The following is a 25,437-nucleotide window of genomic DNA, read 5'->3' as shown; positions in this document are numbered from 1 at the left end:
CGGCTATTAAAGGGCATCCCGGGGTGCCGGGCACAGAAGCCCGGCAGGTCTTACGAGAAGGTGACGTAATGTCCGGGATGCGGTGCGCCGCGCGTAGCTTGAGGAAGGTGAACCCAGCCCCTCCCACCGGACGCGTCCTGGTGGTCGATGACGATCCCACGGTGGCCGAGGTCGTCGCCCGGTACCTGGTGCGGGACGGTCACGAGGTGCGGTGCGTCGCCGACGGCCTGGAGGCGCTGCGCAGCGCCGAGGCGCATCCGCCCGACCTCGTCGTCCTGGACCTCATGCTGCCCGGAATGGACGGGCTGGAGGTGTGCCGTAGGCTCCGCGAGTCCTCGGCCGTCCCGATCGTGATGCTGACCGCCCTGGGCGCGGAGACCGACCGGCTGGTCGGGCTGGAGACGGGCGCGGACGACTACGTGACCAAGCCGTTCAGCCCGCGGGAGCTCGCGTTGCGCGTCCGCTCGGTCCTGCGCCGGGCCCGCGGCTCCCTGGCGCCCGCGCCGCCCGCCCGTCCCCTGCGGGACGGGGACCTGCTGGTGGACGTCCAGGCGCACGAGGCGACGGTCGGCGGCGAGCCGCTGGCGCTGACCGCGCGGGAGTTCGACCTGCTGGTCTTCCTCCTGCGCCACCCACGCCAGGCGTTCACCCGCGACGAGCTGCTGGACCGCGTGTGGGGCTGGTCGTTCGGCGACTCCTCGACGGTCACCGTCCATGTGCGGCGCCTCCGCGAGAAGATCGAGCGGGACCCGGCCGCGCCGCGCCGCCTGGTCACCGTGTGGGGCGTCGGCTACCGGTACGAGCCGGCGGACGGCGGCGAGGAGGCGTGATGCTGCCCTTCCAGGACCTGCTCTACGTGGCCTTCTACGCGGCGCTGGCCGCGCTGGTCGTCGCGGCGGGCGGGCTGGGACTGCTCCACGCGCTGCGCGGGCGTTCCGTCGCGGTCCAGCTCGCGGTCGTGGGCGCCGCCACCGTGCTGGCCACCACGTCCGGCATCGCGGTGATCTCCGCGATGATGGTGCTGAACGATCACGACCGCGCGGTGGTGCAGGCGGTCGTCACCGCCTCGGGCCTGGTGGCCATGGCGGTCTCGGTGCTGCTGGGCCGCCGGCTGGTGGCGGCGAACCGCACCCTTGTGGACGCCGTGCGCGCGGACCGCTTCCGCGTCCCGCCCACCCGGCTGCCCGCCGAGCTGGCGGAGCTGTCACGGGAACTGGAGGCCGCGTACGAGCGCCTGGCGGAGGCGCACCGGCGCGAGCAGGCGTTGGAGGCCAGCCGCCGGGAGCTGGTCGCCTGGGTCAGCCACGATCTCCGTACACCGCTGGCCGGGCTGCGCGCCATGGCCGAGGCCCTGGAGGACGAGGTGGTGGCCGACTCCGGGACCGTCCGCCGCTACCACGGCCGTATCCGCGCCGAGGTGGACCGGCTCGCCGAGATGGTGGACGACCTCTTCGAGCTGTCCCGCATCCACGCGGGGGCGCTGCGGCTGTCACGGCGGCGCGTCGGCCTGGGCGATCTGGTCGCCGACGCGGTCGCCGGTACGGAGGCCCTGGCCCGCGCCAAGGGCGTCCGCCTCCACGGCGATGTGAGCGACGGCCTCCCCGTCCAGGTCGACTCCGCGGAGCTGGGCCGCGCCCTGCGCAACCTGGTGGTGAACGCGATCCGGCACACGCCGAGCGACGGAACCGTCGAGATCACCGGCGAGGTCCGCGGCGGCGAGGCCCGGGTGACGGTCGCCGACGCCTGCGGGGGCATCCCCGAGGAGGACCTGCCCCGCGTCTTCGACGTCGCCTTCCGTGGCGAGACCGCCCGCACTCCCGGCGGCGGCGCCGGTCTCGGCCTGGCGATCGCCCGCGGCATCGTCGAGGCCCACGCCGGTCAGATAGGCGTGACCAACGCCGGCCAGGGCTGCCGCTTCACCGTCCGGCTCCCCCTCACCTCGACCCCGGCGAGCTAGCCGTCGCCGTGGGGGTGGGGCTGTGGCTCCGCCGGTAGGTGTGGGTGGCGATGACGAGCAGGATGGCGATCGCCGCGACGTCGATCGGGACGCCGGTGACGTCGCCCAGGCGCGACGGTCCTGGAAGTGTGGCCATGAGGAACAGGAACGTCGACTTGGTCGTGATGGCGGTGACGGCGGCCGGGATCCGCAGGGACGGGTGGAAGGCGGCCCAGACCAGGGCGGCCCCCAGGGCGGCCTGGAGGATCCCGCGGTGCTGGAGCAGCGCCAGGACCATGGGGTCGGACGGGACGTCCAGTCCCGCGTAGGTGCTGAGCGTCTCGGGCCGGACGAGCGCCATCGCGGGGGTCGCGGTGACGAGCCCGAGGATCACGAGCGTGGCGCGGACGGCCCTCTCGGTACCCGTTGTTCTCATGGCACCGACCCAAGCAAGGGCGAGGGTGCGGCGCATCGCCCCTTCGAGGGAATGGCCTCGCTCCTGAGAGTGGCCTTCCCGCCGGTGGCGGTCAGCGGGTCAGGGTCTCGCTGATGACGCGCAGGGTGGGGCAGGGCCAGCGGCCCATGCAGGTGCGGCAGCGGCGGATCCGGTGGGCGGGGTCGCTGCTGAGGCCGCCGGACTCCTGGGGACGGTGCAGGTCGAGCAGCCGGAGCCCGAGGTCGGCGAGCGCGGCCACCTCGTCCCTGGCGCCGCCCAGGAACGCCAGGTCCTCGCGCGACAGGCGGGTGTGGACCGGGACGTACCCGGCACGGTTCACCAGCCGCGACAGGTACTGCGTGGTCTCCCGCCACGAGGTGGACTTCACCGAGCGCGCCCGGATCTCCTCCAGCCGTTCCCGCAGCCGCACCTCAGGCGACTCGGCGTCCGGATCGGTCGTCGGATCGGTTTCCATGTCCGGCCATCCCCCCATGTATGACCGACCGGGCCGGCCCCTGCCCGGGTCGCACCACCGTTTGCCCTGCTCATCTCCCTGCTCAGCCTCCCTCAGTCGGGGTCGGCACGAGGGGCGTTCGCGCAGATCGGCCGCCCGCGGCCCGGGACGGGACACCGTCGCGGACACGCCCGGAATCGGACGTACCGGGTATCGCACAACGACTCGCCGGCGGGTGGTGCCCGCGCCACACGGGACTCCGGCCGCTCCCTGGCCCCCGCGCCGTTCGACCGATAGTGTGCCGACGTGGAGCTCAATGTCTCGACCGCGTCTCAGGGAGGTCACGCCGTCGTCACGGCGACCGGTGAGCTGGACCTGTACACCGCGCCGAAGCTGCAGTCGGCGCTGGCGACGCTCCTGCGCGACCAGGCCGACCGCATCGTCGTCGACATGAGCGGGATCGAATTCTGCGACTCGACCGGCGTGAACGTCCTACTGGCCGCGCTGAAGCGGATCAAGGAGCGGAACGGCACGCTGGAGCTGGCCGCGCCGCGACCCGCCGTACGGCGCGTCCTGCAGGTCACCGGCCTCGACACGGTCTTCACCGTGGTGGACGTGGCGCCCGCGCTGGACGCCGGCTGACGACGCGCCCGGCACCGGCCCCGCCCGCTCGTTTCGCCTGGATGGGTCCCGGCGGGCCACTACGATCGCCCCTATGCAGGATGTAGCGGTGATCATCCCGGCCAAGGACGAGGCCGACCGCATCGCGGCGACCGTCAAGGCGGCGCTGGAGCTGCCCGGGGCCGGGCTGGTCGTGGTGGTGGACGACGGGTCCGCCGACGGCACCCGGCGGGTGGCCGTCGAGGCGGGGGCCAGGGTCGTCCGCCACACCCGCAACCGTGGCAAGGGGGCCGCGATGGAGAGCGGGGCGGAGGCGGTGCGGCTGCTCGACGCCGACCGTGACACCCCGTTCCACCTGCTGTTCCTCGACGCCGACCTGGCCGAGACCGCGCGGGAGGCGGCGCCGCTGATCGAACCGGTCCGCGCGGGCGCCGCGGACATGACCATCGCCACGTTCGCCGCCACGGTCAAGCTCGGCGGGCACGGCTTCGTCGTCCGGCTGTCCCGGGAGGGCATCCGGAGGGCGACCGGCTGGGAGGCCACCCAGCCGCTGAACGGCCAGCGCTGCCTGACCCGCGCCGCGTTCGAGGCGGCGCTCCCCCTCGCCCCGGGGTTCGGCGTGGAGACCGCGCTCACCATCGACCTGCTGCTGAAGGGCTTCCGGGTGACGGAGGTGGAGGTGCCGCTGGCGCACCGGGCCACCGGCACCGACTGGCGCGCGCAGCTACATCGCGCCAAGCAGTTCCGGGACGTGGCGCGCGCGCTGGCCGTACGCGAGCCCGCCTTGGCCGCGGGGCTGTCCCGCTTCCGGACCCGCCGGTCGTGACGACGGCCCGCCCAGACCAGGAGCGCGCCATCCCGGAGCACGCGGGACTTTCTCCCCCACGCGGCACCCTACGCCGTACCGGAGCCGGACGGTGGTGGGCCGGGCTCGACGCGGGGAGGGCGGGCACCGCCGGGCTCTGGGCGATCGGGATCAGTCTGGGCTGCTTCCTGCTGACCGCGCTCCTGGGCACGTCGGCCATGTCGCCCGCGCTGCGCGGCGAGCCGGGGCAGCCCCCGTACGCGCTCGACGCGGGCGCCTCCCCCTATCTGGTCATCGGCCTGGTCGTCGTCGGGATCCTCACGGGCACCGGTGGGCTCGCGCTGTGCTTCACCGCGGTGGGACGGGGCTGGCGGTGCCGCGCGACGCCGCTGGTGGCCGCCGGGCTCCTGGCCGCCGCCGCGTTCGCGTTCCTGCCCCCGATCGGCTCCAGCGACCATCTCAACTACGCCGCGTACGGGCGGATGGTGGTGCTGGGCCACGACCCGTACGCGACCAGCGCCGCCGACCTGCCCGGTGACCCGGTGGTCGGCGCGGTGGAGGAGTGGCGGCGGGCCCCCTCGGTGTACGGGCCGCTGGCCACGGCGCAGGAGGCGCTGGCGTCCCGGATCGGCGGCGAGTCCGTGCGGCTCACGGTCTTCGTGATGTCGCTGATCAACACGCTGGCGTTCGCGCTGACCGCCGCCGTCCTCCACCGGACGTCCCGCACGCCCGAGCGGCGGCTGCGCACGGCGCTGATGTGGACGTGCAACCCGCTCCTGCTCTTCCACCTGGTGGCGGGCGCGCACAACGACACCCTCGCCATCGCCCCGATGGTCGCCGCGCTGGCGATCTTCACGGGACGCTGCGGGGGCGGTGTGCCCAGGGCGCTGGCGTCGGGCGCGCTGGCCGGGGCGGCGATGGCGATCAAGCTGCCCGCGGCGCTGGTCTGCGGCGGCCCGGCCTGGGCGCTGCTGCGCCGCCTGCGCACGTCCGGGGACGGTTCCGCGCTGTGGCGCCTGGCCGCGCTCCTCGCCGGGGCCGGGCTGGCCGCGGCCGCGCTGTTCGCGCCGGCCGGCCCGCACGCCTTCGACCAGCTCGGCAGGGCGTCGAACTCGGTGTCGCTGGCCACGCCCTGGCATCTGTTCGACATGCTGACCGGGCGCGGCGGCCACCGCACCGTCATCAAGATCGGCGCACTGGTGCTGCTGCTCGTCCTGCTGTGGCTGCTGGCCCGCGCCCTGCCCAGGGACACCTCCCGCGACACCGGAGGGGACGAGCGCGAGGAGAGCCGCCGGGTCGCGGCGGCGCTCGTGCTGGCCTGGCTGTTCTCCGCCCCGTACGTGCTGCCCTGGTACGACGGGTTCGCGTGGGCGGCGCTGGCGCTGCTGCCGTGGTCGCGGTTCGACCGGCTGCTGCTGGCCCACACCGGCGCGCTCAGCCTGGCCTACCTGCCCGCCCGCGACCCCAAGCTGATCGGGCTTCCGGACAACCTGGAATGGCTGGTCACCGTGCTGCGGCCGTGGATCATCCCGGTGCTGACGACGGCGATCCTGATCGCGCTGGCGCGGGCGTGCCGCCCGGGTCGGGCGGACGGTCGCGCTCCAGCGCCCGCACGCTCGCGGCGAGCATCAACGGGGTCGCCAGGCTGAGCGCCACCGACAGGATCACCACGCCGGAGTCGTTCACCAGCGTCCCCGCGACCCCCATGGTCAGCGCGGACAGCAGCGCGGGGCGCATGGTGGCGCTGTGCTCGTAGGCCCGTTCCAGCAGCGGCGTGCGCGCCTTGATCGGGCGGATCAGCGCGAAGAACAGGAACCCGACCGCGCCGGCCAGCGGGATGATGAACGGCCAGTACCCGAGGCTGCGCAGCATGGCCTGGAACTTGCGGGTGACGGTGTCCCAGGCGTCGCCGCTCTCCAGGTCCAGCCAGAAGCGCCCCAGGTGCGTGGGGTTGGCGCTGCGCGCGTTGACGTACGAGATCAGCAGCACCAGCACGGCCCCGGCCACGCAGAACAGCGCCAGCCGCACCACCGAGACCCGCTTGCCCGCCACCATCAGCCCGAGCACGGCGAACGCGGGGACCATCGCCAGGACGCCGCCGAAGTCGCTGCCCCAGGCGGGCAGGCCGTCCACCGCCACCGCCACGACGCCGATCGCCGCGACGACGCCGACCGCGGCCCCCTTGCGCCCGGCGCGCAGCGGGTACTCGGCGAGCCACGCCGCGGTCAGGATGGCGGCGACCGCGAACAGCGAGAACGCCTGGTTGCCGAACCCGTAGAAGCGGCCCGCGACCAGCGCCGAGTAGCCCATCAGCGCGTTGAGCTGGAGCCCCGAGCCGGTCATGACGTCCACCGCGAGCACCAGCGCCGTCACCCCGGTGATCACCAGTCCGGGCGTGGTCACCGAGCGCCGCCACGGACCGGCCACCGCCACGCCCGCGACCAGCCCGGCGAAGCCGACGACCGCGCAGACCAGGGTGGGCACCGGATGCGCCGACCGCCACCAGGGCAGCAGCCCGGCCAGGATCGAGGCGACCGGCGCCGCCGCGCCGACCAGCGCGACGATCCGCGTGCCCGCCAGGATCCTGGCGCGGCTGCGCGGGGTGTTCCACCGGCGCCTGCGCAGCGCCAGCGCCACCAGCCCGTACAGGAGCAGTTGCGCCCCGCCGAGCACCCAGAAGAACACGCCCTGGACCCCGCGGATCGCCTGCGCGGCGACGTCGGCGTCCTCCAGCGACTCGACCCGTTCGAGGGTGTCCATCCGGGTCGGCTCCGCCCGCCACGGCGACCCGATCGCGTGCGCCGGCTGCCGGACGCCGATGGCCGTGAACGCGGTCGCGGTCACATCGGTGAGCGTGACCATCCCGGGCTGCCGGGTCGCGGCGGAGGTCAGGAGACCCGACCCCAGGGCACCGCCGCCCACGGTCCGCGCCGCCGCGAGCCGCAGGTGCGGGGTCACGCCGATGTCGGACAGCCCCGCCACCAGCACCGTCGTCCCGTCCGGCACCGCGTTCACGACCTGGGCGACGCGGCGGTCGGCCGCGCTCACGGCGGCCCGGCGGTCCGCCGCCGTCACCGGCACCTGCTCGCCCCGGGCGTCCACCCCGGCGTTCACGAAGACGCGGAAGACGTCGTCCACGTCCACCGCCGCGACGGGGCAGCGCGCCCAGTCCCGCGGTGTCGCCTTGTCGACGGACGGGATGTAGCGGTCGACCCGTCCCCAGCGGTCGGCCAGCCCGAACACCGCGCCGGGCCCGACCGCCAGGGTGCAGCCCCCGGCGGCGCGGACGGTATCGCCGAGCAGCCCGGTCTGGGCGTGGTACTGGCCGCGCGCGTTGTCGTTCCTGATCTCCGTCCAGCCGGGGGCGGTCGCGCCCTCCGCGGGCGGCGGCGCGTCGCCCGGCCCCGCCCCGGACGCCGAGCCGGGCAGGACGGGGGACGCGGGAAGCACGCAGTCGCCGTGGGGGAGCCGGGCGCGCTGGCCCGCCGACACGGTCAGCCAGCCGTCGGTGGGACAGGTGTTGACCTTGGTGGTCCGGACGCTGAGGGCCCCGGCCGCGCCCTGCCCCGCCAGTCGCCACAGCGCGGGGGTGGTGTGCTCGTCCACGTCCCGCCACATCAGACCGGGCACCCCGATGATCACCACGCGCCCGGTGGGGGCCGCCGTCGCGGGGGCCACGGATGCGGCGGCGGGAGGCGGCGGCGCCGCCACGATCAATCCCCCCACCAGCGAGAACAGTGTGGCGAAGAGCATACCCACCGCAAGCCCCCTCGCCATGGCGTCCAGGCTACAGGGAGCCCACAGCGCCTTGCCCAACGTTCCCGATCAGCGTCCACGGGTGGGCCGGACGGCCGTAGCGGGCGTCCCTTTGCGCCAGGATGGGGTCATGCGTGCAGGCAAGGAAGGCGCCGTTCCACCTGGCCGGAGGGCGGGGCCGGTGGCCTGGGTGGCGGCGGTCGCCATCCTGGCGGCGACGCTGACGCCGATCCTGGTGTGGTGGCTGACCAACCCGCCGGACCAGCGGATGGTCGACCTGGAGGTGTACCGGGACGGCGGCCGGGCCATCCTGCGCGGCGCCCCCCTGTACGAGGTGCTCACCCAGCCGCCCCAGCTGCTCCCCTTCACCTACCCGCCGTTCGCGTCGCTGCTCGCGGTGCCGTTCACGGTGATCTCGTGGAGGGCGGCGCAGTGGCTGTGGATGGCGCTGCTGTACCTGTCGCTGGCCGTGGCGGTCTGGTACGCGTTCCGTCCGCTGATCCGGCGGGCCGGGCGGTGGGCGCCGGTCGTGATGGCCACGCTGATCGGGGCCTCCGCCTGGCTGATGCCCGTGTTCGACCAGGCCAGGTTCGGGCAGGTCGGGGTGTTCCTGATGGCCATGTGCCTGGCCGACTGCGTCCCCGAGCGCACCTCTTGGCCGCGCGGGATGCTGGTCGGGCTGGCCGTCGCGATCAAGCTGGTGCCCGGGGTGTTCCTGATCTATTTCCTGATCACCGGGCGCCGGGAGGCGCTGGGCAACGCCGTCCTGACCGCGGGGGCGGCCACGCTGGCCGGGTTCGCGATGCTGCCCCACGACTCGGTGGACTTCTGGTTCGGCGCGCTGCTGGAGGGCGGCGACCGCACCGGCGCGGTGAACGGGACCACCAACCAGGCGATCAACGGGATGGTCTCGCGGCTGTACCTCCCCGACCCGGCCGGCACGCTGCTGTGGCTGGCGCTCGCGGCGATCATGGCCTATGCGGGGTTCCGGCTGGCCCGGCGCGCCACCCTGCTCGGCGACGAGCTGGTCCGGGCCCGCCCCGTCTCGGTACGGCTGGACGACCGCTTGGGAGACGCCTACACGCTCCGCCTGGCCGCCATCGCGATCGTGGGCCTGCTGTCGGTGCTGCTCTCTCCCGTCGGCTGGATCCACCACCTGGTGTGGATGGTCCCGGTCCTGGGCGCCTTGATGGGCGACGGCGCGGACGCCGTGCGGAGGCGGATCGCGCTCGGCGTCTGGGTGGCGTTCCTGTTCCCGCTCCCGTGGTGGGGGGCCAAGCTGATCAGTCTCCAGCAGGGTCTGGTCACCAAGATCCCCGGCAAGATCGTCCAGGACGCGTTCGGGCTCGCCGCCGTCGGCATGGTCGCCCTCCTCGGCGGCTGGCTGGCCGACCGGCTGGCCACCGCGGCCGATCGGACGGATGCTTCGCGGCGCTCCGCCGGTGTCGATACCCTCAGCGTGTGATGTTTGTCGCGGTGGCCGTCGCCGGGTTCGTCGCCGGGGTGGCCGGTCTGTCCATCGCGGTGGTCGCGCACAATCGGGTGAACCAGGTCGTCGCGGAGTGCTCGGAGACGCTCCGCCGCCAACTGCAACTGGCCGGTGGGACGGCCGACACCCAGGCGCTGCGCGACCTCGCCATCGTGCACTACGACGCGCTCAAGGAGATGTCGGGCCACCGGTCCTTCTCGCTCGCCGTGCTGAACGCCCACGGCGACGGGGTCGTGGTCAGTTCGATCAACGGCCGTACCGAGACCCGCACCTACGCCAAGGCGGTGCGGCGGGGGTACGCCGTCGACTCCCTCTCACCGGAGGAGAACCAGGCCCTGCGCGCCGCGAGGCTCGGCAAGGGACCCGTGGTCACCATGGACGACCCCCTCCCCGACTTCGGCGACCGCACCGCCCCCGCGGCCCCCTAGGCTCGGATTCGGGGGGCGCCGGGTCCGTTCAACGTGCGCACGCCCCGTAAACTCGAACCTCTCATCTCCATTCTTGCCTCACACCCGCCTGCGTGCCTGGCGCGCGCGGACGGAGGAGTAGACGTCCATGTCTCAGCGATACGCGTATCTCGGGCCGCAGGGCACGTTCACGGAGGCCGCGCTGAACTCGGTCCCCGACTCGCACGGCGCGGAGCGGATCCCGTTCGCCACCGTCCCCGCGGCGCTGGACGCGCTGCGGCGCGGCGACGTCGACGCGGCCGTCGTGGCGCTGGAGAACTCCGTGGAGGGGTCCGTCCCGACCACGCTGGACGAGCTGGCCTTGGGCGAGCCGCTCCAGATCGTCGGCGAGGTGCATCTGCCGGTCTCCTTCGCGCTGCTGGTCCGCCCCGGAACCGACTTCGCGGACATCAAGACCGTCGCGTCCCATCCGCACGCGCAGCCGCAGTGCCGCCGCTGGCTGGCCGAGCACGTCCCGGACGCCGAGTGGCGCGCGGCGACCTCCAACGCCGAGGCGGCCCAGCACGTGGCCGACGGGCACTACGACGCCGCCCTGGCCGGCTCCTTCGCCGCCGCCCGCTACGGCCTGTCGATCCTGGCCGAGGACATCCACGACGTGGCCGACGCGGTCACCCGCTTCGTCACCCTCCGCCGCCCCTGCCCGCCCCCGGAGCCGACCGGCATGGACCGGACGACCGTCGTCGCGTTCATCGGCGAGGACCACCCGGGCGCGCTGCTGGAGATCCTGAACGAGTTCGCGATCCGCGGCATCAACCTGACGCTGATCCAGTCCCGCCCCACGGGCGCGGGCCTCGGCTCGTACCTGTTCTGGATGGACTTCGAGGGCCATGTCGCCGACGCCAGGGTCGGCGAGGCGCTGATGGGCCTGCGCCGGGTCTGCGCCGACGTCCGCTTCCTGGGCTCGTACGCGCGGGCGGACCGGGTGCGCCCCGAGGTCCGCCGGGGCACCCACGACAACGACTTCACCGAGGCCGCCGCCTGGCTGGAGTCCGTCCGCACCGGCCGCACCCCTGACGCACCGCCGGAGGCGCGCGTACGCTCCGTTCCGTGACGTCCTTCGACGAATACGAGCGCGAGCTGTGGGCGGGACGCGCCCCCGCGTATGAGCGCGGGTTCATGCAGCTGACCGCGTACACCGTCAAGCCCCTGCTGGACGCGGCGAAGGTGGGCGGCGGGACCAAGGTGCTGGACGTGGGCACCGGCCCCGGTGTGGTGGCGGGTGAGGCGGTGCGCCGTGGCGCCGAGGTGACCGCGGTGGACGCCGACCCCGGGATGGCCGAGACCGCGGCGCGCAACGTCCCCGGGCTGGACGTGCGGGTCGCGGTGCTGCCCGGCCTTCCGTTCGCGGACGAGACCTTCGACGCGGTCGTGGGCAACTTCGTGATCAACCATGTGGGGGACCCCGCCCGCGCCCTGGCGGAGCTGCGGCGGGTGCTGCGTCCCGGCGGGCGGCTGGCGCTGACCTGCTGGGAGATGCCCGGCAGCGGCGCCCTGTCCATCGTGCGGGACGCGGTCGACCAGGTCGGCGTCCCCTGGCCGGACGACATCCCGGTGAGCCCGTTCATGGAGTACGGCCGCCGCGACGCGTTCGAGCGGCTGGTCCGCGAGTCCGGCTTTCCCGGCGCCGTCACCGAGCCCGTGTCCTGGCGGCACGTCACCCACCCCGAGGAGTGGTGGCGGACCGGCGCGCTGGCCAAGGTCGGCAGCAACGGCGTGATCGTGTCCCGGCAGGACGAGGCCACGGTCGCCCGCATCAAGGTCGCCTACGACCGGATCATGGCGGGGTACGCGGTGGACGGCGGCCAGGTCTCCCTCCCGGCCCACGCTCTGCTGACCCACGCGACCCGCTGAGCCCGGGCGGGCGGCGCGCGATACTCGGACGCGGGGCGGGTCCGGCAACGGTAGCCTCGGGTCTGTGATTGACCTGCGAGCTCTTCGAGAGGATCCCGAGCGGCTGCGCGCGTCCCAGCGCGCCCGCGGCGAGGACGAGTCCGTCGTCGGCACCCTGCTGGACCTGGACGAACGGCGCCGTTCCGCGCTGTCGTCGTTCGAGCGGCTGCGGTCGGAGCAGAAGAGTTTCGGCAAGTCGGTGTCCAGGGCGTCGGGCGAGGAGCGGCAGGCGCTGCTGGCCCGCGCGAAGGAGCTGGCCCAGCAGGTCAAGGACGCCGAGGCCGAGGCCGACCGGCTGGGCGCCGAACTCGACGCGCTGCTCAGGACCGTCCCCAACCTCGTCGAGGACGACACCCCGCCCGGCGGCGAGCAGGACTACGTCGTCCTGGAACACGTCGGCGAGCCGCCCGCCTTCGACTTCGAGCCCAAGGACCACCTGGAGCTGGGCGAGGCCCTCGGCGCGATCGACATGGAACGCGGCGCGAAGGTGTCCGGCGCCCGGTTCTTCTACCTGACCGGGATCGGGGCACGGCTCCAGCTCGCCCTGCTCAACCTGGCCATGGAGCAGGCGATCGAGGCCGGGTTCACGCCGATGTACCCGCCGGTCCTGGTGAAGCCGGACGCCATGGAGGGCACCGGGTTCCTCGGCGCGCACTCCGCCGAGGTCTACAACCTGCCCGCCGACGACCTCTACCTGGTGGGGACGTCCGAGGTGCCGCTGGCCGCGTACCACATGAACGAGATCCTTCCCGACCTGCCGCGGCGGTACGTCGCCTGGTCGTCCTGCTTCCGGCGGGAGGCCGGCTCGTACGGCAAGGACACCCGCGGCATCATCCGGGTGCACCAGTTCGACAAGGTCGAGATGTTCTCCTACTGCGACCCGGCCGACTCCCACGCCGAGCACCTGCGGCTGCTGGAGTGGGAGAAGGAGATGCTGGCCAAGGTCGAGCTGCCGTACCGGATCATCGACGTGGCGGCGGGCGACCTGGGCGCGAGCGCGGCCCGCAAGTACGACTGCGAGGCGTGGGTGCCCACGCAGAACACCTACCGCGAGGTCACCTCCACCTCGAACTGCACCGAGTTCCAGTCCCGCAGGCTGGCCGTCCGCTACCGCGACGGCAACGGCAGGAACCAGCCGGTCGCCACCCTCAACGGCACCCTGGCCACCACCCGCTGGATCGTCGCCATCCTGGAGAACCACCAGCAGGCGGACGGCTCGGTCCGGGTCCCCAAGGCCCTCCAGAAGCACCTGGGCCTGGAGGTCATCGAACCGGTCAAGCGCTGACCGCGGTTCGCGGCCCGCGGCTCGGGGGTGCGGGTGGTCCGTCCTGGCAGATCGCTTATGGTGTGTTCCAGCCGCCACCGTCCCCCTGCCGCTCGCGCGGCCGGGGAAGTCCTGATGCGGCGGGACAGGAAGGTGACATGTCGGACTCCGCCGGTCGGCCTCGGCTGATCGCCACCGATCTGGACGGGACGATCGTGCGCTCCGACGGCACGGTGTCCGCCCGCACGGTGGCGGCGCTCGGCCGGGTGGAACGCGCCGGGGCCACGCTGGTCATGGTCACCGGGCGGCCGCCCCGCTGGATGGCGGAGGTCGCCACGGCGGTCGGTCACCGGGGCGTCGCCATCTGCGCGAACGGCGCGGTGCTGTACGACCTGCACACCGAGCGCGTGCTCCGCTCGCACATCATCGAGCCGGAGGTGATCGCGCAGGTCGTGGAGCGGCTGCGCGCGGCCGTTCCCGACCTGCGGTTCGCCGTGGAGTACCCGACCGGGTTCGTCTTCGAGGCCAGCTACAACCTCGGCACCTGGGACGCCGACGCCCTCGGCGGGCGTCCGGTCGACGGCGAGACGCTGGTCAGCCGGGGCGGCACCAAGCTGCTGGCCTTCCACCCCGGCACCGACACCGACTCGCTGGCCGAACGGGCGATCAAGGCGGTGGGCGACCTGGTCACGGTCACCCACTCGTCCGGTCCGCTGGAGATGAGCGCGCCCGGCATCACCAAGGCCAGCGCGCTGGCCGAGTTCTGCGCCGAGCACGGCATCGCGCCCGAGGAGGTCGTCGCCTTCGGGGACATGCCCAACGACCTGCCGATGCTGACGTGGGCCGGGACGTCGTACGCGGTGGCGAACGCGCACCCGGACGTGCTCGCCACCGTCACGCACACCACGGCCGGCAACGACGAGGACGGCGTCGCCCAAGTCCTCGAACGCCTCTACCCCGCGGACCAGGACGAGGCCCCCTCCTAGGGCGGGGGCGCCTACAGGTAGGGGCCGGAGGAGCGGCGACCCGGGCCCTCGTCCTCGCCACCCTGACCGCCGGGCGGGACCATCCCGGCGGGAAGCGCACGCCGCATCTGCTCAAGCTGGGCGCGCGCCGCCATCTGCTGCGCGAACAGCGTGGTCTGGATGCCGTGGAACAACCCCTCAAGCCATCCGACGAGCTGGGCCTGGGCGACCCGCAGCTCCGCCTCGCTGGGCACCTGGCCCTCGACGAACGGCAGCGACAGCCGCTCCAGCTCCTCGACCAGCTCCGGCGCCAGGCCGTCCTCCAGCTCCTTGATGGACGACTGGTGGATCTCCTTCAACCGGGCCCGGCTCGCCTCGTCCAGCGGGGCGGCCTTCACCTCGTCCAGAAGCTGCCGGATCATGCCGCCGATCCGCATCACCTTGGCCGGCTGCTCCACCATCTCGGTGACCGACTTCTCCCCGGTGGCGCTCTCCCCGCTCGCCTCCATCGCGATCCCGTTCGGACCGACCACCAGGACCTGCGGCTCCTGCTCCGACTCCGGCTTGGTCGGCTCGTTTCGCGAAGGCTGGTTCATGATCTCCCGGTCTCCTGTCCTACACGCTCAGCAGAATCTTCCCGACATGGACGCTGTCCTCAAGCACCCGGTGCGCCTTGGCGGCCTCGGCCATGGGGATCGTCCGGTCGACGATGGGGCGCACCGCGCCCGACTCGATCAGCGGCCACACGTTCTCGCGCACCGACGCCACGATCGCCGCCTTCTCCTCCAGGGGACGCGCGCGCAGCGACGTGGCGTGCACCGCCGCCCTCTTGCCCAGCAGCAGCCCCAGGTCGAGCTCGGCACGCGTCCCGCCCTGCAAGCCGATCACCACCAGGCGCCCGCCGGCCGCCAGGGAACGGACGTTGCGCTCCAGGTACTTGGCGCCCATGTTGTCAAGGATGACGTCGTACGGTCCGCTCTCGGTGAAGTCCTCGTCGCGGTAGTTGATCGCCACGTCCGCTCCGAGCGCGCGGCAGCGTTCCGCCTTCTCCGCGCTGCCGACCGTGCACACCACCCGCGCCCCCCGCGCCTTGGCCAACTGGATGGCCGCGGTGCCGATGCCACTGCCGCCGCCGTGTACGAGGAAGGTCTCCCCCTCTTCAAGGCGCGCCAACATGAAGACGTTCGACCACACCGTACAGACGACCTCGGGAAGCCCGGCCGCCTCGGCGAGGCTCACCCCGCGCGGCACGGGGAGCACCTGGCCCGCGGGCACCGCCACCCGTTCGGCGTAGCCGCCCCCGCCCAGCAGCGCGCACACCTCGTCACCGGCACTCCACCCCGTCACGCCGTCGCCGAGCGCCGCGACCCGTCCGGACACCTCAAGGCCCGGGTACGGGGGAGCGCCCGGCGGCGGGGGATACAAGCCCCTCCGCTGCATGACATCCGCCCGGTTGACCGCGCTCGCCACGACCTCGATCACGACCTCGCCCGGCGCCGGCTCCGGATCGGCCACCTCCTTCCACTCCAGGACGTCGGGGTCGCCCGGTTCACGAATGACGATCGCACGCATACTCATCACGCTACCGGGCGGCCCGCGCCGCCACCGCCTCGAAACGGGCTTGGAAGAGAAGGGACCACCGGCGACCATAGGGATATTCCGGACGGCGTTCCGGATCTTCGTGATGGACGCGCCGATTCGACGCACCGGTATCCTGCCGATGGGCCAATACGTACCCGCCTTGTACCGATCCTTGAAGGCGTGGCACGAGGGGAGAGACGGTGGCGAGGAACGATCACGACGGACGTTCCCTGGAGGAGCGCCTGGCGTCACTGGACGCGATGAACAGCGAGGCCACCAAGCCTGCCGCTGTCCCGCCCGCGCCCGCCGCCGAACCCGCCCCGTCCTCGGACGACCGCCCGGGACCGGACGAGGACGCCACCATCGTCGGCGGGCCCGACGCCGAAGAGCAGCCCTCCCAGGCCGAGCCCGAGCCTGCGGGCAACCCGCCTGAGTCCAACCCCTGGCTGGCGCCCCCGCCCTATCAGAACCCCCCGTCCGGCGGAGGCTTCGGCCCGCCGCCGCAGAGCTTCGGCCCCCCACCGGGCAGCTTCGCGGCCCCGCCCCCGCCTCCTCCGCCGCCGGCCCCGCCGGCTCCCCAGGCAGAGCAGACCCCTCCGCCCGCGGACGATCCGGCCGCCCAGGGACCGCTGCCGCCGCCCCCGGGCTTCCCCCCGGCCTACAACAACTTCAACACCCCGCCGCCCTACACGCCGCTGCCGTCGTTCGACGCCGACCCCCCGGCTCCGCAGGCGCCCCACGACACCGGGCCCATCCCCCTCCAGCAGCCTTCCGAGGGCGGCATGCTCCCGCCTCCGTACGCCACCGGCTACCCGCAGCAGGAAGCCGGACCCGCGCCGGACCAGGAAGACGCACAACAGCCCGCTAACGGCCAGCCCGCGCCGCCGCTGGAACAACTGCCGCCGTACCCGCCTGGGCAGTACGGCCCACCCGAGGGCGGCGCCCCGCAGTACCCGCACGCCGGTGGGGCGCCCCAGTACAACCCTCAGCCTCACCCTGGCTACGGGCCACCACCCCCCGGCTACGCGGGCCCTGCCGCGTACCAGCAAGGCCCCTACCAGGGGATGCCCGCGCAGGGCGCGCCTCCGCAGGGTTACCCGCAGCAGCAGCCCCCGCCGCCGGAGTCCTCCGAAAGCCTCAGCTCCGAGAACCTCCTCGGCGAACGCCGCATCGCACCGTCCTCCGGCTGGCGCCGCGCCGTCTACAAGGCCACGGGCGGCAGCGTCCACCCCGGCGAATCGCAGGCCGAGCTGCGCCGCAAGGACCTGATCGCCCGCGTCCGCCAGCCGGTGGTCAACGGTCACCACCGGGTCGCGGTCATGTCGCTCAAGGGAGGCGTCGGCAAGACCACCACCACGACCGGCCTCGGCTCCATGCTGGCCTCCCTGCGCGGCGACCGGGTCATCGCGGTGGACGCCAACCCCGACCGCGGCACCCTCTCCGACAAGGTGAAGCTGGAGACCGCCGCCACCGTGCGGGACCTGCTCAACAACCGCGACAAGATCCACCGGTACGCGGACCTGCGGGCCTTCACGTCCCAGAACAGCGCCCGCCTGGAAGTGCTCGCCTCCGACCGCGACCCCGCCGTCAGCGAGGCGTTCAGCGCCGAGGACTACTCCGCGGTCGCCGTGATCCTGGAGCAGTACTACTCCATCTGCATCACCGACTGCGGCACCGGCCTGCTGCATTCCGCGATGGCCGGCGTCCTGGCACTGGCCGACCAGCTCGTCCTGGTCAGCTCGCCCTCGGTGGACGGCGCCCGCTCCGCCAGCGCCACCCTCGACTGGCTGGAGGCCCACGACCACGGCCACCTCGTCCGCAACGGCGTCGTCGTGCTGTCGATGGTCCGGCACCGCACGCGCAGCCAGGTCGACCTCGACAAACTCCAAGCCCACTTCGAGAGCCGCTGCCGCGCCGTCGTCCGCATCCCGTACGACGACCACCTCGAAGAGGGCGCCGAGATCGAACTGGAGGCACTGGCCACGTCCACCCGCGAGGCGTACCTCAACCTCGCCGCGGTCATCGGCGACGGCCTGGGCTATTCCCGCCCCACCTGACCGAACGAACACGCCACCACGCTCGACGCACAGAATGCCGAGCCTTCGGTCCGTAGTACTCGGCCCCGCCCCCCGACACGCTGCGCGAAGCACGTCCCGCCCGGCAGAACCACCACGCCACGCGACCGAGTCGCTCAGGCCAGCTCCGACCTGTCCCACCTCACCCCACCGGCCTATGATGGAGTCCGCTCCTCCAGCGAGGAGAAATCCCAACCTCCACAAAACTTCCACATGCCGCTGGTCAACTGATGGGTGCCGTTACGCGTCTCCGCGATAGGTGCCGACCCTACGGGGAGGGGCTCCCGTGTCCCGTTCCGTTCCCATTCCGGCCATCCTCACAATGGCCATGACGCTGCTGATCGGCGGCTGTACAGGCGTACCACCGAGCTACGCGACGTGCCGGGACGGCACCTGCCGCGTGGTCGTCTCCGAACCCGGTGAGACCATCGACGTGAAGAACCACCGGCTCAAGGTGATCAAGTACCACAGCGACGGACTGTTCATCCAAGTGGACAGATCCCCCGTGATCATCATCCCCAATGGATCCACCGAACGCGTCGGCTCCATCACGATCACGGTCATCAGCATCCACGACGCCGGGAACGTCATATTCGACGTCAAATGACGCTTCCCGCAGGCACGGCGGACTGCACATCAGATTGGCGACCACCGAATCTCCCAGGACCGGGCAAGTTTCCTTTGACTTCGACAGCCGTCCCTTTCACCGTTGCCACCGGAGCGCCGGTCTACTTCTGCGACCTGGCAGCGCGGCTCGAACGCCAACACCAACGGCCTGCTGCGCCAGTACTGCCCCAAGAACACCGATGCACAGCCCCGCATACCTCGAAGACCTCACCCAGCAGCTCACAGCCGAGCGCCTGCGCGATCTGCTGACAGGTCTTTCTCTCCGCGCTGGTCAGGAGGGGGCCGGTCGTGGCCGTAGGCCACCCGGAGGAGCGAACAAGGGAGTGGTCGGCTGGTTACGACGGGTGTGGTCTTTGCAACACAACGGGGCATGGGCAGACTTGACCCATGATTAAGACGCTGCGTCCGAAGGACTACAACGAGGCGCTCCACGTCGGGCACTTCTTCCGTAAGGGTGTCCCCGTACTCGTGGATCTCACGTATGTAACCGATGATGTGGCTAGGCAACTGGTGGACTTCTGCGCCGGGCTTATCTGCGGACGGGGCGGCGAAATGGAACGCCTGGACCGCAAACTCTTCCTCCTCCAGCCCCCCGTAAGGCCCCGGATCGCTGCCGCGCACATCCCCGATCTAGCCCACGTCACCGATTGATTCGACGCTCTCTGGGCGTTCATTTGAAGGTCGCGTTCGCGTGAACGGCGCACAACGACGCCCGGCCACAGACACGGCTCGGGTGCTTGTCGAGGAAGGGCCTCGACGCTACGGCGTTGGCGCATCGAGGGCGCCGGCGTGTCCCAAGTGCACCGGTTCGCCGGCCGAGCTGCCCTTGATCACGTGACCCTAACTGTTCAGTATTCCGAAAACACGGCAAGCAGGTCACTAGAGCGCACCATGGGGATGTGCTATGCGCTGGGTACGCCGTGGGGAGCGCTGGTTATCCTCCTGCTACATGCTGTCCCGAACGGTCGCCTTCACGCGAAGGTCTTCCTGCCCTCAACCGGTCGTAGCAGTTGATCTTGTGTTGGTGTAGTTCTGCTCGGCGGGTTGATCGTTGGGGGGAGCTGCCGTGGGGGCGGTGCGGGAAATGCTGACATTGGCTGATCGGGAGGAGATCTCCCGTGGAATCGCCGAGGGGGTGAGCAACAGGGCGATCGCGGTGCGGATCGGGCGTTGCCCGAGCATCGTGTCCCGGGAGATCGTGCGGCATGGCGGGCGGGAGCGGTATCGGGCGGCCGCGGCGGACCGGGCGGCGGGATGGGCGCGGCGGTGTCCCAAGGCCCGCCGCCTGGAGGCCGATGCCTATCTGCGGCTGGTGGTGGTCGAGCTGCTCAAGCAGGGCTGGTCGCCGCAGCAGGTGGCCGGGCGGTTGCCCTTGGACCATGCCGCCGACCAGCATGTGAGGGTGTCCCACGAGGCGATCTACGGCTGGATCTATGCACTGCCCAAGGGCGAGCTGGCCCGGCAGGGCCTGGCGCTGAGGTCGGGGCGCACCCGCCGGCGGCCGGCGCACGGGCGTGCCCCGCGCGCGCCGCGCATCCGCGGGATGCGGTGGATCGACGAGCGGCCTGCCGACGCCGCCGATCGGCAGGTCCCCGGCCACTGGGAAGGGGATCTCCTGGTCGGCAAGGGCGGCAGGACCGCCGTGGCCACGCTGGTGGAGCGGGTGTCGCGGTTCGTGGTGCTGGTGCCGCTGGCCGGACGGGACGCCGCGACCGTCTCCGAGGCCGTCATCGACCAGGTCAAAGACCTGCCGGAGGTGCTGAGGCGGTCGCTGACCCGGGACTGCGGGTCGGAGATGGCCGAGCACGCTTCGATCACCCTCAAAGCCGACCTGCCGGTGTACTTCGCCCATCCGCACTCGCCGTGGGAACGGGGCACCAACGAGAACACCAACCGCTGGCTCCGCGAATATTTCCCCAAAGGTACCGCGATCACAGGCGACCCGGACTATCTGCAGGCCGTCGCCGACGAACTCAACAACCGGCCCCGCGCTATCTTCGGGTTCAAGAAGCCCAAGGAAGTGTTCGCCGAGCTACTGACCAGCGGAGTTGCTTCCACCGGTTGAGGGCAGGCTTCACTGCTGTACACGCAACGAAAAGCCCCCTTGCGAAGTTCACGAGAGGGCTTTGACGTGGTGCGCAGCCGGAGGGATTCGAACCCCCAACCTTCTGATCCGTAGTCAGATGCTCTATCCATTGAGCTACGGCTGCTGGAACTATGGCCCTGAAGTGGGCTTTTGTAGTGCCGGAAGATTATAACATCCAGGCTTTTGAGTCGTCCCGCCGAGGATCAGAGACCTCGTGCATGGGTTGTGCGCACATCTGATTCCGCTGCGGCGACCCCACCAGTGTAGGGCATCCGCGCCGTCCCCTGGGACGGGTGGACGGTGGCGCGTCAGGCGGGCTGGCCCGTCTGCTGGTCAGGTGCGCATCGTGCGTGCATAGCGGATGTATCGAGGCGGGTGGTCAATCTGTTCTCACACGGAGCCGGATGCCGGTCGTACGTTCGCATCGTTACTCCGTCGCCGAGGGCGACCTGGAGGAGCACCTGGCCCGGCGGCATCCCGGGCTGGTGAGGGCCGTGCTGATCCGGCTTGAGGACGAGGCTACGGCGACACCTGGTACTGGGAGTCCACTGAGCAGATGGGCGCGGCGGTCGCCGACCTTCCCTCCAGGAGGCGCCGCTGAACCGCACAGCGCTGGACGGCCAGGTGGTCGACGAACGCTGATTCAATGATCGGGCGGAGGTGCCCATGAAGGAAAGCCAGCGAACCGGGGCACGCAAGCCCGGTACACCGGGGGCGTTCTCGCGGTGGGTGAAGCAGAGGTCGAACGCCCGCATAAACCGCAGGATCCGGCGGGGCCGTGGCCGTGCCCTGGGCATGGACGTGCTGATCCTGCACACGGTGGGCCGCCGGAGCCGCCGGCCACGGGAGACGCCCGTGGCGTGGTTCGCCGAGGGTGAGCACGTCCGGCTGATCGTCGCCATGGGGAGCGGGAGCCAGAACCCGGACTGGTACGCCAACCTGATGGCGTATCCGGAGGAGGCGTCGATCGAGCTGGCCGGGGGTGTAGCGATACCGGTGAGGCCAGAACGGCTGGAGGGAGCCGACCGAGAGCGGGCTTGGCTGCGCATCATCACCGAGCAGCCCATCTTCGCCAAACACCAGAGCAGGTCCGGCCGGGAGTACCCGGTGGTTCGGCTCAGCCCTCGGTGGCGCCGATAAAGCCGTTCGCGTCCCGCCGGAGGCGGCTTGAACCGGCGGGACACGTACGGCGGCTCCGGGGCAGCGCCGTCAGAGCGGGCGTTCGGCCAGGGCTTGCTCCAAGCGTTGCTGGGCGCGGGCGGCCTCACGGGCGCGGTACGCGATGGGCATGTAGCGGAGGCGCTCGGGCAGGAGGAGGGTGCCGCGTCCGATGAGGGAGGCGACGACCCGCAGCCGGCGCTCGTCGGATCGGCTCCAGGACAGGCCGAGTTTTTCCCGCGCGCCGGGCGGCAGCGTGCCTACGGTGATGAAGCGGCCAAGTCGTCCGCCGGTGAGGGTGAGCGGAGCCACGGCGGGACGCAGCGGTGCCGGGACGGTGGGCGGGACCTTGTCCATCCGTTCCAGGACTTCGTGCGCGACCTTGTGCCCGACGAGGGTGTTCTCCACCATGTCGTCGAAGTAGGCCCAGTAGTCGGCGACGGTCGCGGGGAACATCCGCTCGGGGACCTGGAGGATGCGGCCGAGATTGAGGAATTCTTCGTAGACCTGTTGTTCCTCCGCCGGGGTCAAGGGCGCCGGTGCGAAGTAGCGGGTGGCGGTGACGGCAGCGTAGAAACCGGTGAGATGCACCCAGGCCCAGGGTTCTGCCGATAGGGCGTGATGCCGTTGGCCGTTCTCGTCCACGGCGCTGAGTGGTTTGTGCATCTCGCGCAGCCGTTTGCCTTCTTCGATCGCGGTCTGGCCGCCGTACACCCAGGTTTGGACGGAGGCGAAGCTGCGCACCGCCCGTCCGATCGGGTCCCTGCGGAAGCCGGACAGCTGGTCGACCACCGTGCCGATGGCGGGATGCATCGCCTGGAGGATGAACGCGCTGTTGCCCGCTATCGCCGAGGTGTACAGGCCGACCTGCTCCCACAGGATCGAACCGGGCGCGAAGGGGACGGGTTCGCGGCGATTGCTCGGGCCGCTGACGGCGGTGGTGCCCGTGGCCGTGTCCGCGGCCACGTCCGCGCCGGTGTGCAGCGTGATGTGGTCGGTCGTCATGTGCGCGGCCTCCTTGCGAGGAACGGTCGCCGCCAGTTAAACGCGGATAAGTGGTCGCTTACAAGCCGCGTTCGCGAAAGCTTCACCGAAGGCTCGCTGACCAGGCTCTTCGCCTCGTTCGGTCGCGGGTTGGGGGCGCATCGTGATGCGCTTTCTATGCGCTGGCGCTCGGATTCGTGCCTACGGCGCGGTAGAGGTTGACGGTCACCGCTGCGCCCGCCGTCGCGCCGACTCCGGGGCGGTCGCGTCCATCTCGGCTTCGCGGGTCGGCGTCGTCAGCGGTACCGGCCTCCTGGGCGTACGCCTGAGAGGGAAACCATGCCCGAGCGGCTCATTCCCTGCGTCCCCGGCGATCTTGCTGCGGCCGGAGCGCGGACTGTGGGTGGCGGTCTTCGGCGGCGGCAGGGTACGCAGGTTCAGCGTGCCGGGGTCGGCACCGGCGGACGACAGTGCGGGTTCCCGTTCTTCCGCGGCTTCTACGACCACATGCCGAGCTCAAGGCGCCGCACCCCCTCCCAAGACAACGTCACTGGGCTCGGACAGCTACCAGTGACGTAGGCGCGCTGGAGGCGGCGCCCGTGCCGGGCCGTGCGATGACCGTCGCAAATTCCAGCGCGGAGAGTGGGAACCGATCGCTACGGTGGTGCGCCGAAGTGACGTCAGAGACAGATGTGACTTATGAGATCCCCCTCGCCCCCGTTTAAGGAGAAGGTCTATGCGCATGTCCACCACGAGGCTCGTCGGCGCCCTCGTCATCGGAGGCGCCCTGCTGGCGTCCTCGGCCTGCGGCGCGGTCAGCTCGCTCACCGGTGGCGCCGCGAAGGACGAGGCGTGCAGGAACATCCGGAACGAGCTGTCGTCGGTCCAGGGCAAGATGGCCTCTCCCGACATCACCAACCCGGGCGCGAGCACCAGCGCGAACGCCCAGCTCTTCCGTGACACCGCCAGCAAGATCCGCTCTGAGGGCCAGAAGGCCGGCGGGGACGTGGAGACTGCGGCCGGCAAGGTCGCCACCGACCTCGAGCAGCTCGCCACGACGCTCAGCAGCCTCTCCTCCGGAGGCTCCACCGTGCCGAACACGAACACCAGCTCGTTCATCCAGGACGCCGCCGAGCTCGGCCGCGCCTGCGGCATTTCGGGCACCTGACGCATACCGCTGGAGGCCCCGCCCCGGACGGGGCCTCAACCGTTCCGATAAGGACTTTGCCGGTTAGGCTGGTGACCGGTAACCTGTCGTGAGCCTGAGGGCTACTGGAGGATTCGCCTAGTCCGGTCTATGGCGCCGCACTGCTAATGCGGTTTGGGTGCAAACCCATCCGGGGTTCAAATCCCCGATCCTCCGCCACCTGACCAGGGACCCGGCATGATCGCATACCGGGTCCCTGGGTCGTGTATGGGCCAGGGTTGCAGTTTTGGTTGCAGTTCAGCTCTCGGACGGTCCCCAGAGCGCCCCGCCGATCCGCTGGCCAGCGTCCTGGACCTGAGGTGAGGCCACCAGTTGACACCACCGGTCAGCCGACGCAGCGGGCTGGGAACGGCGGCGAATCTTCGCCGGCATTTCCGCCAGAGCGTCGGTGTGACGCCCACCGACTACCGCACCGCCTTCCTGAGGTCGTGAGGGCGAGGGTCGAGGTCCCTCGATCCGAGGCCATGCGCCACCGTTCGGGCATCAGTTGTATCCGCGACACCTTCGGGTGTGTCCCAAGAAAGCGAACAGACCGGACGCCTTCGGCCACGTCCTCTCATGCCGCTGACCGCGCACTCCGACGATGAGCGGCTGGTGAGGCATCCCCTCGTCTGAGATTTCAGTGGCGAGGGGTGCATTCTTGCTGCTCACCATGGCCTCTATGGCGCCCGGCCGTTAACCGACGGTCAGGCAACGCCTTGAGCGGCTACGTCAGGAGCCACTCGCCGGCCTGGGGGCCGAAGCCGCTGTCCAGGGTGAACTGGAACTTGCTGAGCTTGGCCTTCCTGGGGACCGAGAACACCAGGTACCCCTTGCGGCTGCTGCCGGGCGCCAGCTTGACGGAGGCACCGATGGAGGGGCCGAGGGCGATCTCGTTCAGGTTGTCGTTGTACTGCTGGTCCTCGTCGTCGATGAGCTGCGCGCCGTTGCCAGGAGAGTCGTCGTACGTGGTGGAGCCGACGTTCTTCAGGCGGATCTGCACGGCGGCGAACCGGTGTCCAGGCTCGGGCACGTTGAACTCGTCCTTGGGCTTGGCCGACGGGACGACCTTCACGACGGTCACTTCAAGTTTGAGACCGTCCTGGCCGCTGTCGAGGGTGATGGTGTCACCTATCTTGGCTCGGCCGCCCTGCTCCTTCGGCGAGGTCTCCTGTCCTTGCGAGGCGGCGGGCTTGTTGTCCGGGTTGCTGGTCACCTCGGTGCCCGCACAGGCCGCGAGGGCGAACGACAGCAGGACCGGCAGGACGAGAAGGGACTTTCTCATTTCGACTCCTGGGTGTGAGGGCTGTGCCGGTGGCGCCGTCGGCGAGCGGATTGGCTTGCCGCGGCGACCCACAACGTAGGCAGCCTCGGCACCGTAGGCCATCACTCTTCCTCGATAACCCGAGTTATCAGAGTCATACATATTATTCGGCCGACCCGGCGGCGTAACGTTCTGGCTCGTTGCGGCTCACAGGTCACCGCGAACCTCTTGAGTCGTACGCCCGCTTCCCACGCCGTCCGGTCGTCGAGGACCGCGTCGGCCGTCTTCCCCGGGGGTCCACCATGAATGTTCTTGCGTGTGTCGTCCTGTGTCTGTTGTCAAGCGCCCTCGCCGGTGTCACCGGCTATGCGCTCGCACGCGGCCGATCCGCTA

The 25,437-nt window shown here is 71.4% G+C and carries 23 protein-coding genes, 2 tRNA genes and 2 pseudogenes; 19 read left to right on the top strand and 8 right to left on the bottom strand.

Translation table 11 applies throughout. The features are described from left to right. The first annotated feature begins 107 nt into the window (after positions 1–107). Positions 108–830 (top strand): response regulator, encoded by a 723-nt coding sequence (locus ACGWYJ_RS15425; RefSeq protein WP_395106651.1) that lies wholly within the window; start codon positions 108–110, stop codon positions 828–830. Continuing rightward, entirely contained in the window at positions 830–1,957 is a 1,128-nt protein-coding gene (locus ACGWYJ_RS15420) for a sensor histidine kinase (RefSeq protein WP_395106650.1), read from the top strand. The genes ACGWYJ_RS15425 and ACGWYJ_RS15420 overlap by 1 nt, the downstream gene beginning before the upstream one ends. Here ACGWYJ_RS15420 and ACGWYJ_RS15415 read toward each other — a convergent pair. Further along, complete coding sequence (locus tag ACGWYJ_RS15415; protein WP_395106649.1) at positions 1,935–2,372, bottom strand: hypothetical protein; 438 nt, start codon at positions 2,370–2,372, stop codon at positions 1,935–1,937. The genes ACGWYJ_RS15420 and ACGWYJ_RS15415 overlap by 23 nt on opposite strands. Before the next feature lie 91 nt (positions 2,373–2,463). Continuing rightward, positions 2,464–2,847 (bottom strand): hypothetical protein, encoded by a 384-nt coding sequence (locus ACGWYJ_RS15410; RefSeq protein ID WP_395106648.1) that lies wholly within the window; start codon positions 2,845–2,847, stop codon positions 2,464–2,466. Positions 2,848–3,132: 285 nt separating this feature from the next. On the opposite strand from ACGWYJ_RS15410, the gene ACGWYJ_RS15405 reads away from it, so the two are divergent. The 3 genes and pseudogenes from ACGWYJ_RS15405 to mptB form a co-directional block, all read left to right on the top strand. After that, complete coding sequence (locus tag ACGWYJ_RS15405) at positions 3,133–3,468, top strand: STAS domain-containing protein (RefSeq protein ID WP_395106647.1); 336 nt, start codon at positions 3,133–3,135, stop codon at positions 3,466–3,468. A 73-nt stretch (positions 3,469–3,541) separates the two neighbouring features. Further along, positions 3,542–4,273 carry a glycosyltransferase family 2 protein gene (locus ACGWYJ_RS15400; RefSeq protein ID WP_395106646.1) on the top strand — a complete coding sequence of 244 codons (732 nt, stop codon included), beginning with the start codon at positions 3,542–3,544 and terminating at the stop codon, positions 4,271–4,273. 197 nt (positions 4,274–4,470) lie between these two features. Next, positions 4,471–5,088: pseudogene (mptB, locus tag ACGWYJ_RS15395) on the top strand (polyprenol phosphomannose-dependent alpha 1,6 mannosyltransferase MptB); the annotation flags it as partial. A gap of 688 nt (positions 5,089–5,776) precedes the next feature. On the opposite strand, the gene ACGWYJ_RS15390 reads toward mptB, so the two are convergent. After that, on the bottom strand, positions 5,777–8,029 hold the full coding sequence (locus ACGWYJ_RS15390; protein WP_395106645.1) for a hypothetical protein: 2,253 nt from the start codon (positions 8,027–8,029) through the stop codon (positions 5,777–5,779). A gap of 109 nt (positions 8,030–8,138) precedes the next feature. Here ACGWYJ_RS15390 and ACGWYJ_RS15385 point away from each other — a divergent pair, with 109 nt between their 5' ends. The 6 genes from ACGWYJ_RS15385 to ACGWYJ_RS15360 all read left to right on the top strand — a co-directional run bounded on the left by ACGWYJ_RS15385 (position 8,139) and on the right by ACGWYJ_RS15360 (position 14,104). Beyond that, positions 8,139–9,473: a glycosyltransferase 87 family protein gene (locus ACGWYJ_RS15385; protein ID WP_395106644.1), complete on the top strand. Its 1,335-nt coding sequence runs from the start codon at positions 8,139–8,141 to the stop codon at positions 9,471–9,473. Beyond that, positions 9,473–9,925, top strand: a complete 453-nt coding sequence (locus ACGWYJ_RS15380) for a DUF4446 family protein (RefSeq protein WP_285699048.1) — start codon at positions 9,473–9,475, stop codon at positions 9,923–9,925. The genes ACGWYJ_RS15385 and ACGWYJ_RS15380 overlap by 1 nt, the downstream gene beginning before the upstream one ends. A 127-nt stretch (positions 9,926–10,052) precedes the next feature. Continuing rightward, entirely contained in the window at positions 10,053–11,015 is a 963-nt protein-coding gene (gene pheA / locus ACGWYJ_RS15375; protein WP_395106643.1) for a prephenate dehydratase, read from the top strand. Continuing rightward, entirely contained in the window at positions 11,012–11,815 is an 804-nt protein-coding gene (locus ACGWYJ_RS15370) for a class I SAM-dependent methyltransferase (protein ID WP_395106642.1), read from the top strand. The genes pheA and ACGWYJ_RS15370 overlap by 4 nt, the downstream gene beginning before the upstream one ends. Positions 11,816–11,879: 64 nt before the next feature. Further along, a complete protein-coding gene (gene serS / locus ACGWYJ_RS15365; RefSeq protein ID WP_395106641.1) occupies positions 11,880–13,139 on the top strand; it encodes a serine--tRNA ligase in 1,260 nt (419 codons plus the stop codon). 137 nt (positions 13,140–13,276) lie between these two features. Continuing rightward, on the top strand, positions 13,277–14,104 hold the full coding sequence (locus ACGWYJ_RS15360; RefSeq protein WP_395106640.1) for an HAD family hydrolase: 828 nt from the start codon (positions 13,277–13,279) through the stop codon (positions 14,102–14,104). Between the two features lie 11 nt (positions 14,105–14,115). Here the strand turns inward: ACGWYJ_RS15360 and ACGWYJ_RS15355 are convergent, their stop codons facing one another. Together ACGWYJ_RS15355 and ACGWYJ_RS15350 are read right to left on the bottom strand one after the other, a co-directional pair. Further along, positions 14,116–14,679, bottom strand: a complete 564-nt coding sequence (locus ACGWYJ_RS15355) for a bacterial proteasome activator family protein (RefSeq protein ID WP_395106639.1) — start codon at positions 14,677–14,679, stop codon at positions 14,116–14,118. Positions 14,680–14,698: 19 nt separating this feature from the next. Further along, positions 14,699–15,655 (bottom strand): NAD(P)H-quinone oxidoreductase, encoded by a 957-nt coding sequence (locus ACGWYJ_RS15350; protein WP_395106638.1) that lies wholly within the window; start codon positions 15,653–15,655, stop codon positions 14,699–14,701. 209 nt (positions 15,656–15,864) lie between these two features. On the opposite strand from ACGWYJ_RS15350, the gene ACGWYJ_RS15345 reads away from it, so the two are divergent. From ACGWYJ_RS15345 to ACGWYJ_RS15325, 5 genes and pseudogenes are all read left to right on the top strand, one after another. Then, positions 15,865–17,721 (top strand): AAA family ATPase, encoded by a 1,857-nt coding sequence (locus ACGWYJ_RS15345; RefSeq protein ID WP_395106637.1) that lies wholly within the window; start codon positions 15,865–15,867, stop codon positions 17,719–17,721. A 346-nt stretch (positions 17,722–18,067) separates the two neighbouring features. Further along, the gene (locus tag ACGWYJ_RS15340) at positions 18,068–18,346 is read left to right on the top strand and encodes a hypothetical protein (RefSeq protein WP_395106636.1); all 279 of its coding nucleotides are present in this window, start codon (positions 18,068–18,070) and stop codon (positions 18,344–18,346) included. Between the two features lie 95 nt (positions 18,347–18,441). Next, positions 18,442–18,547: pseudogene (locus tag ACGWYJ_RS15335) on the top strand (IS30 family transposase); the annotation flags it as partial. A 206-nt stretch (positions 18,548–18,753) separates the two neighbouring features. Continuing rightward, complete coding sequence (sepF, locus tag ACGWYJ_RS15330; RefSeq protein ID WP_395106635.1) at positions 18,754–19,017, top strand: cell division protein SepF; 264 nt, start codon at positions 18,754–18,756, stop codon at positions 19,015–19,017. A gap of 433 nt (positions 19,018–19,450) precedes the next feature. Continuing rightward, positions 19,451–20,431 carry an IS30 family transposase gene (locus ACGWYJ_RS15325; protein WP_395106634.1) on the top strand — a complete coding sequence of 327 codons (981 nt, stop codon included), beginning with the start codon at positions 19,451–19,453 and terminating at the stop codon, positions 20,429–20,431. 72 nt (positions 20,432–20,503) lie between these two features. Here ACGWYJ_RS15325 and ACGWYJ_RS15320 read toward each other — a convergent pair. Continuing rightward, positions 20,504–20,576: transfer RNA gene (locus ACGWYJ_RS15320), tRNA-Arg, on the bottom strand. A gap of 542 nt (positions 20,577–21,118) precedes the next feature. On the opposite strand from ACGWYJ_RS15320, the gene ACGWYJ_RS15315 reads away from it, so the two are divergent. Continuing rightward, positions 21,119–21,592, top strand: coding sequence for a nitroreductase family deazaflavin-dependent oxidoreductase (locus ACGWYJ_RS15315; RefSeq protein WP_395106633.1), 474 nt, complete (start codon positions 21,119–21,121; stop codon positions 21,590–21,592). 69 nt (positions 21,593–21,661) lie between these two features. Here ACGWYJ_RS15315 and ACGWYJ_RS15310 read toward each other — a convergent pair whose 3' ends face one another. Then, complete coding sequence (locus ACGWYJ_RS15310; RefSeq protein WP_395106632.1) at positions 21,662–22,615, bottom strand: oxygenase MpaB family protein; 954 nt, start codon at positions 22,613–22,615, stop codon at positions 21,662–21,664. Between the two features lie 715 nt (positions 22,616–23,330). Between ACGWYJ_RS15310 and ACGWYJ_RS15305 the strand changes: the two genes are divergently transcribed. Together ACGWYJ_RS15305 and ACGWYJ_RS15300 are read left to right on the top strand one after the other, a co-directional pair. Continuing rightward, positions 23,331–23,762: a hypothetical protein gene (locus ACGWYJ_RS15305; protein ID WP_395106631.1), complete on the top strand. Its 432-nt coding sequence runs from the start codon at positions 23,331–23,333 to the stop codon at positions 23,760–23,762. A 106-nt stretch (positions 23,763–23,868) separates the two neighbouring features. Next, positions 23,869–23,960, top strand: a tRNA-Ser gene (locus ACGWYJ_RS15300). A gap of 547 nt (positions 23,961–24,507) precedes the next feature. On the opposite strand, the gene ACGWYJ_RS15295 is transcribed toward ACGWYJ_RS15300, so the two are convergent. Further along, entirely contained in the window at positions 24,508–25,065 is a 558-nt protein-coding gene (locus ACGWYJ_RS15295) for a DUF4352 domain-containing protein (RefSeq protein WP_395106630.1), read from the bottom strand. Positions 25,066–25,437 lie beyond the last annotated feature (372 nt).

It is taken from the genome of Actinomadura sp. SCN-SB (genome assembly GCF_043906805.1).
Classification (GTDB): Bacteria; Actinomycetota; Actinomycetes; order Streptosporangiales; family Streptosporangiaceae; genus Spirillospora.
This window is presented reverse-complemented; position numbering and strand designations above follow the sequence as displayed.

What these genes read in the sequence shown, in the direction of transcription:
- ACGWYJ_RS15340 (WP_395106636.1), top strand. Translation starts at nt 18,068, where the DNA reads ATGACGCTGCTGATCGGCGGCTGTACAGGCGTACCACCGAGCTACGCG.
- ACGWYJ_RS15350 (WP_395106638.1), bottom strand. Translation starts at nt 15,655, where the DNA reads ATGCGTGCGATCGTCATTCGTGAACCGGGCGACCCCGACGTCCTGGAG.
- ACGWYJ_RS15315 (WP_395106633.1), top strand. Translation starts at nt 21,119, where the DNA reads ATGAAGGAAAGCCAGCGAACCGGGGCACGCAAGCCCGGTACACCGGGG.
- ACGWYJ_RS15385 (WP_395106644.1), top strand. Translation starts at nt 8,139, where the DNA reads ATGCGTGCAGGCAAGGAAGGCGCCGTTCCACCTGGCCGGAGGGCGGGG.
- ACGWYJ_RS15390 (WP_395106645.1), bottom strand. Translation starts at nt 8,029, where the DNA reads ATGGCGAGGGGGCTTGCGGTGGGTATGCTCTTCGCCACACTGTTCTCG.
- ACGWYJ_RS15310 (WP_395106632.1), bottom strand. Translation starts at nt 22,615, where the DNA reads ATGACGACCGACCACATCACGCTGCACACCGGCGCGGACGTGGCCGCG.
- pheA (WP_395106643.1), top strand. Translation starts at nt 10,053, where the DNA reads ATGTCTCAGCGATACGCGTATCTCGGGCCGCAGGGCACGTTCACGGAG.
- ACGWYJ_RS15355 (WP_395106639.1), bottom strand. Translation starts at nt 14,679, where the DNA reads ATGAACCAGCCTTCGCGAAACGAGCCGACCAAGCCGGAGTCGGAGCAG.
- ACGWYJ_RS15410 (WP_395106648.1), bottom strand. Translation starts at nt 2,847, where the DNA reads ATGGAAACCGATCCGACGACCGATCCGGACGCCGAGTCGCCTGAGGTG.
- ACGWYJ_RS15305 (WP_395106631.1), top strand. Translation starts at nt 23,331, where the DNA reads ATGCGCATGTCCACCACGAGGCTCGTCGGCGCCCTCGTCATCGGAGGC.
- ACGWYJ_RS15415 (WP_395106649.1), bottom strand. Translation starts at nt 2,372, where the DNA reads ATGAGAACAACGGGTACCGAGAGGGCCGTCCGCGCCACGCTCGTGATC.
- ACGWYJ_RS15360 (WP_395106640.1), top strand. Translation starts at nt 13,277, where the DNA reads ATGTCGGACTCCGCCGGTCGGCCTCGGCTGATCGCCACCGATCTGGAC.
- sepF (WP_395106635.1), top strand. Translation starts at nt 18,754, where the DNA reads ATGATTAAGACGCTGCGTCCGAAGGACTACAACGAGGCGCTCCACGTC.
- ACGWYJ_RS15400 (WP_395106646.1), top strand. Translation starts at nt 3,542, where the DNA reads ATGCAGGATGTAGCGGTGATCATCCCGGCCAAGGACGAGGCCGACCGC.
- ACGWYJ_RS15325 (WP_395106634.1), top strand. Translation starts at nt 19,451, where the DNA reads ATGCTGACATTGGCTGATCGGGAGGAGATCTCCCGTGGAATCGCCGAG.
- ACGWYJ_RS15380 (WP_285699048.1), top strand. Translation starts at nt 9,473, where the DNA reads ATGTTTGTCGCGGTGGCCGTCGCCGGGTTCGTCGCCGGGGTGGCCGGT.
- ACGWYJ_RS15420 (WP_395106650.1), top strand. Translation starts at nt 830, where the DNA reads ATGCTGCCCTTCCAGGACCTGCTCTACGTGGCCTTCTACGCGGCGCTG.
- ACGWYJ_RS15295 (WP_395106630.1), bottom strand. Translation starts at nt 25,065, where the DNA reads ATGAGAAAGTCCCTTCTCGTCCTGCCGGTCCTGCTGTCGTTCGCCCTC.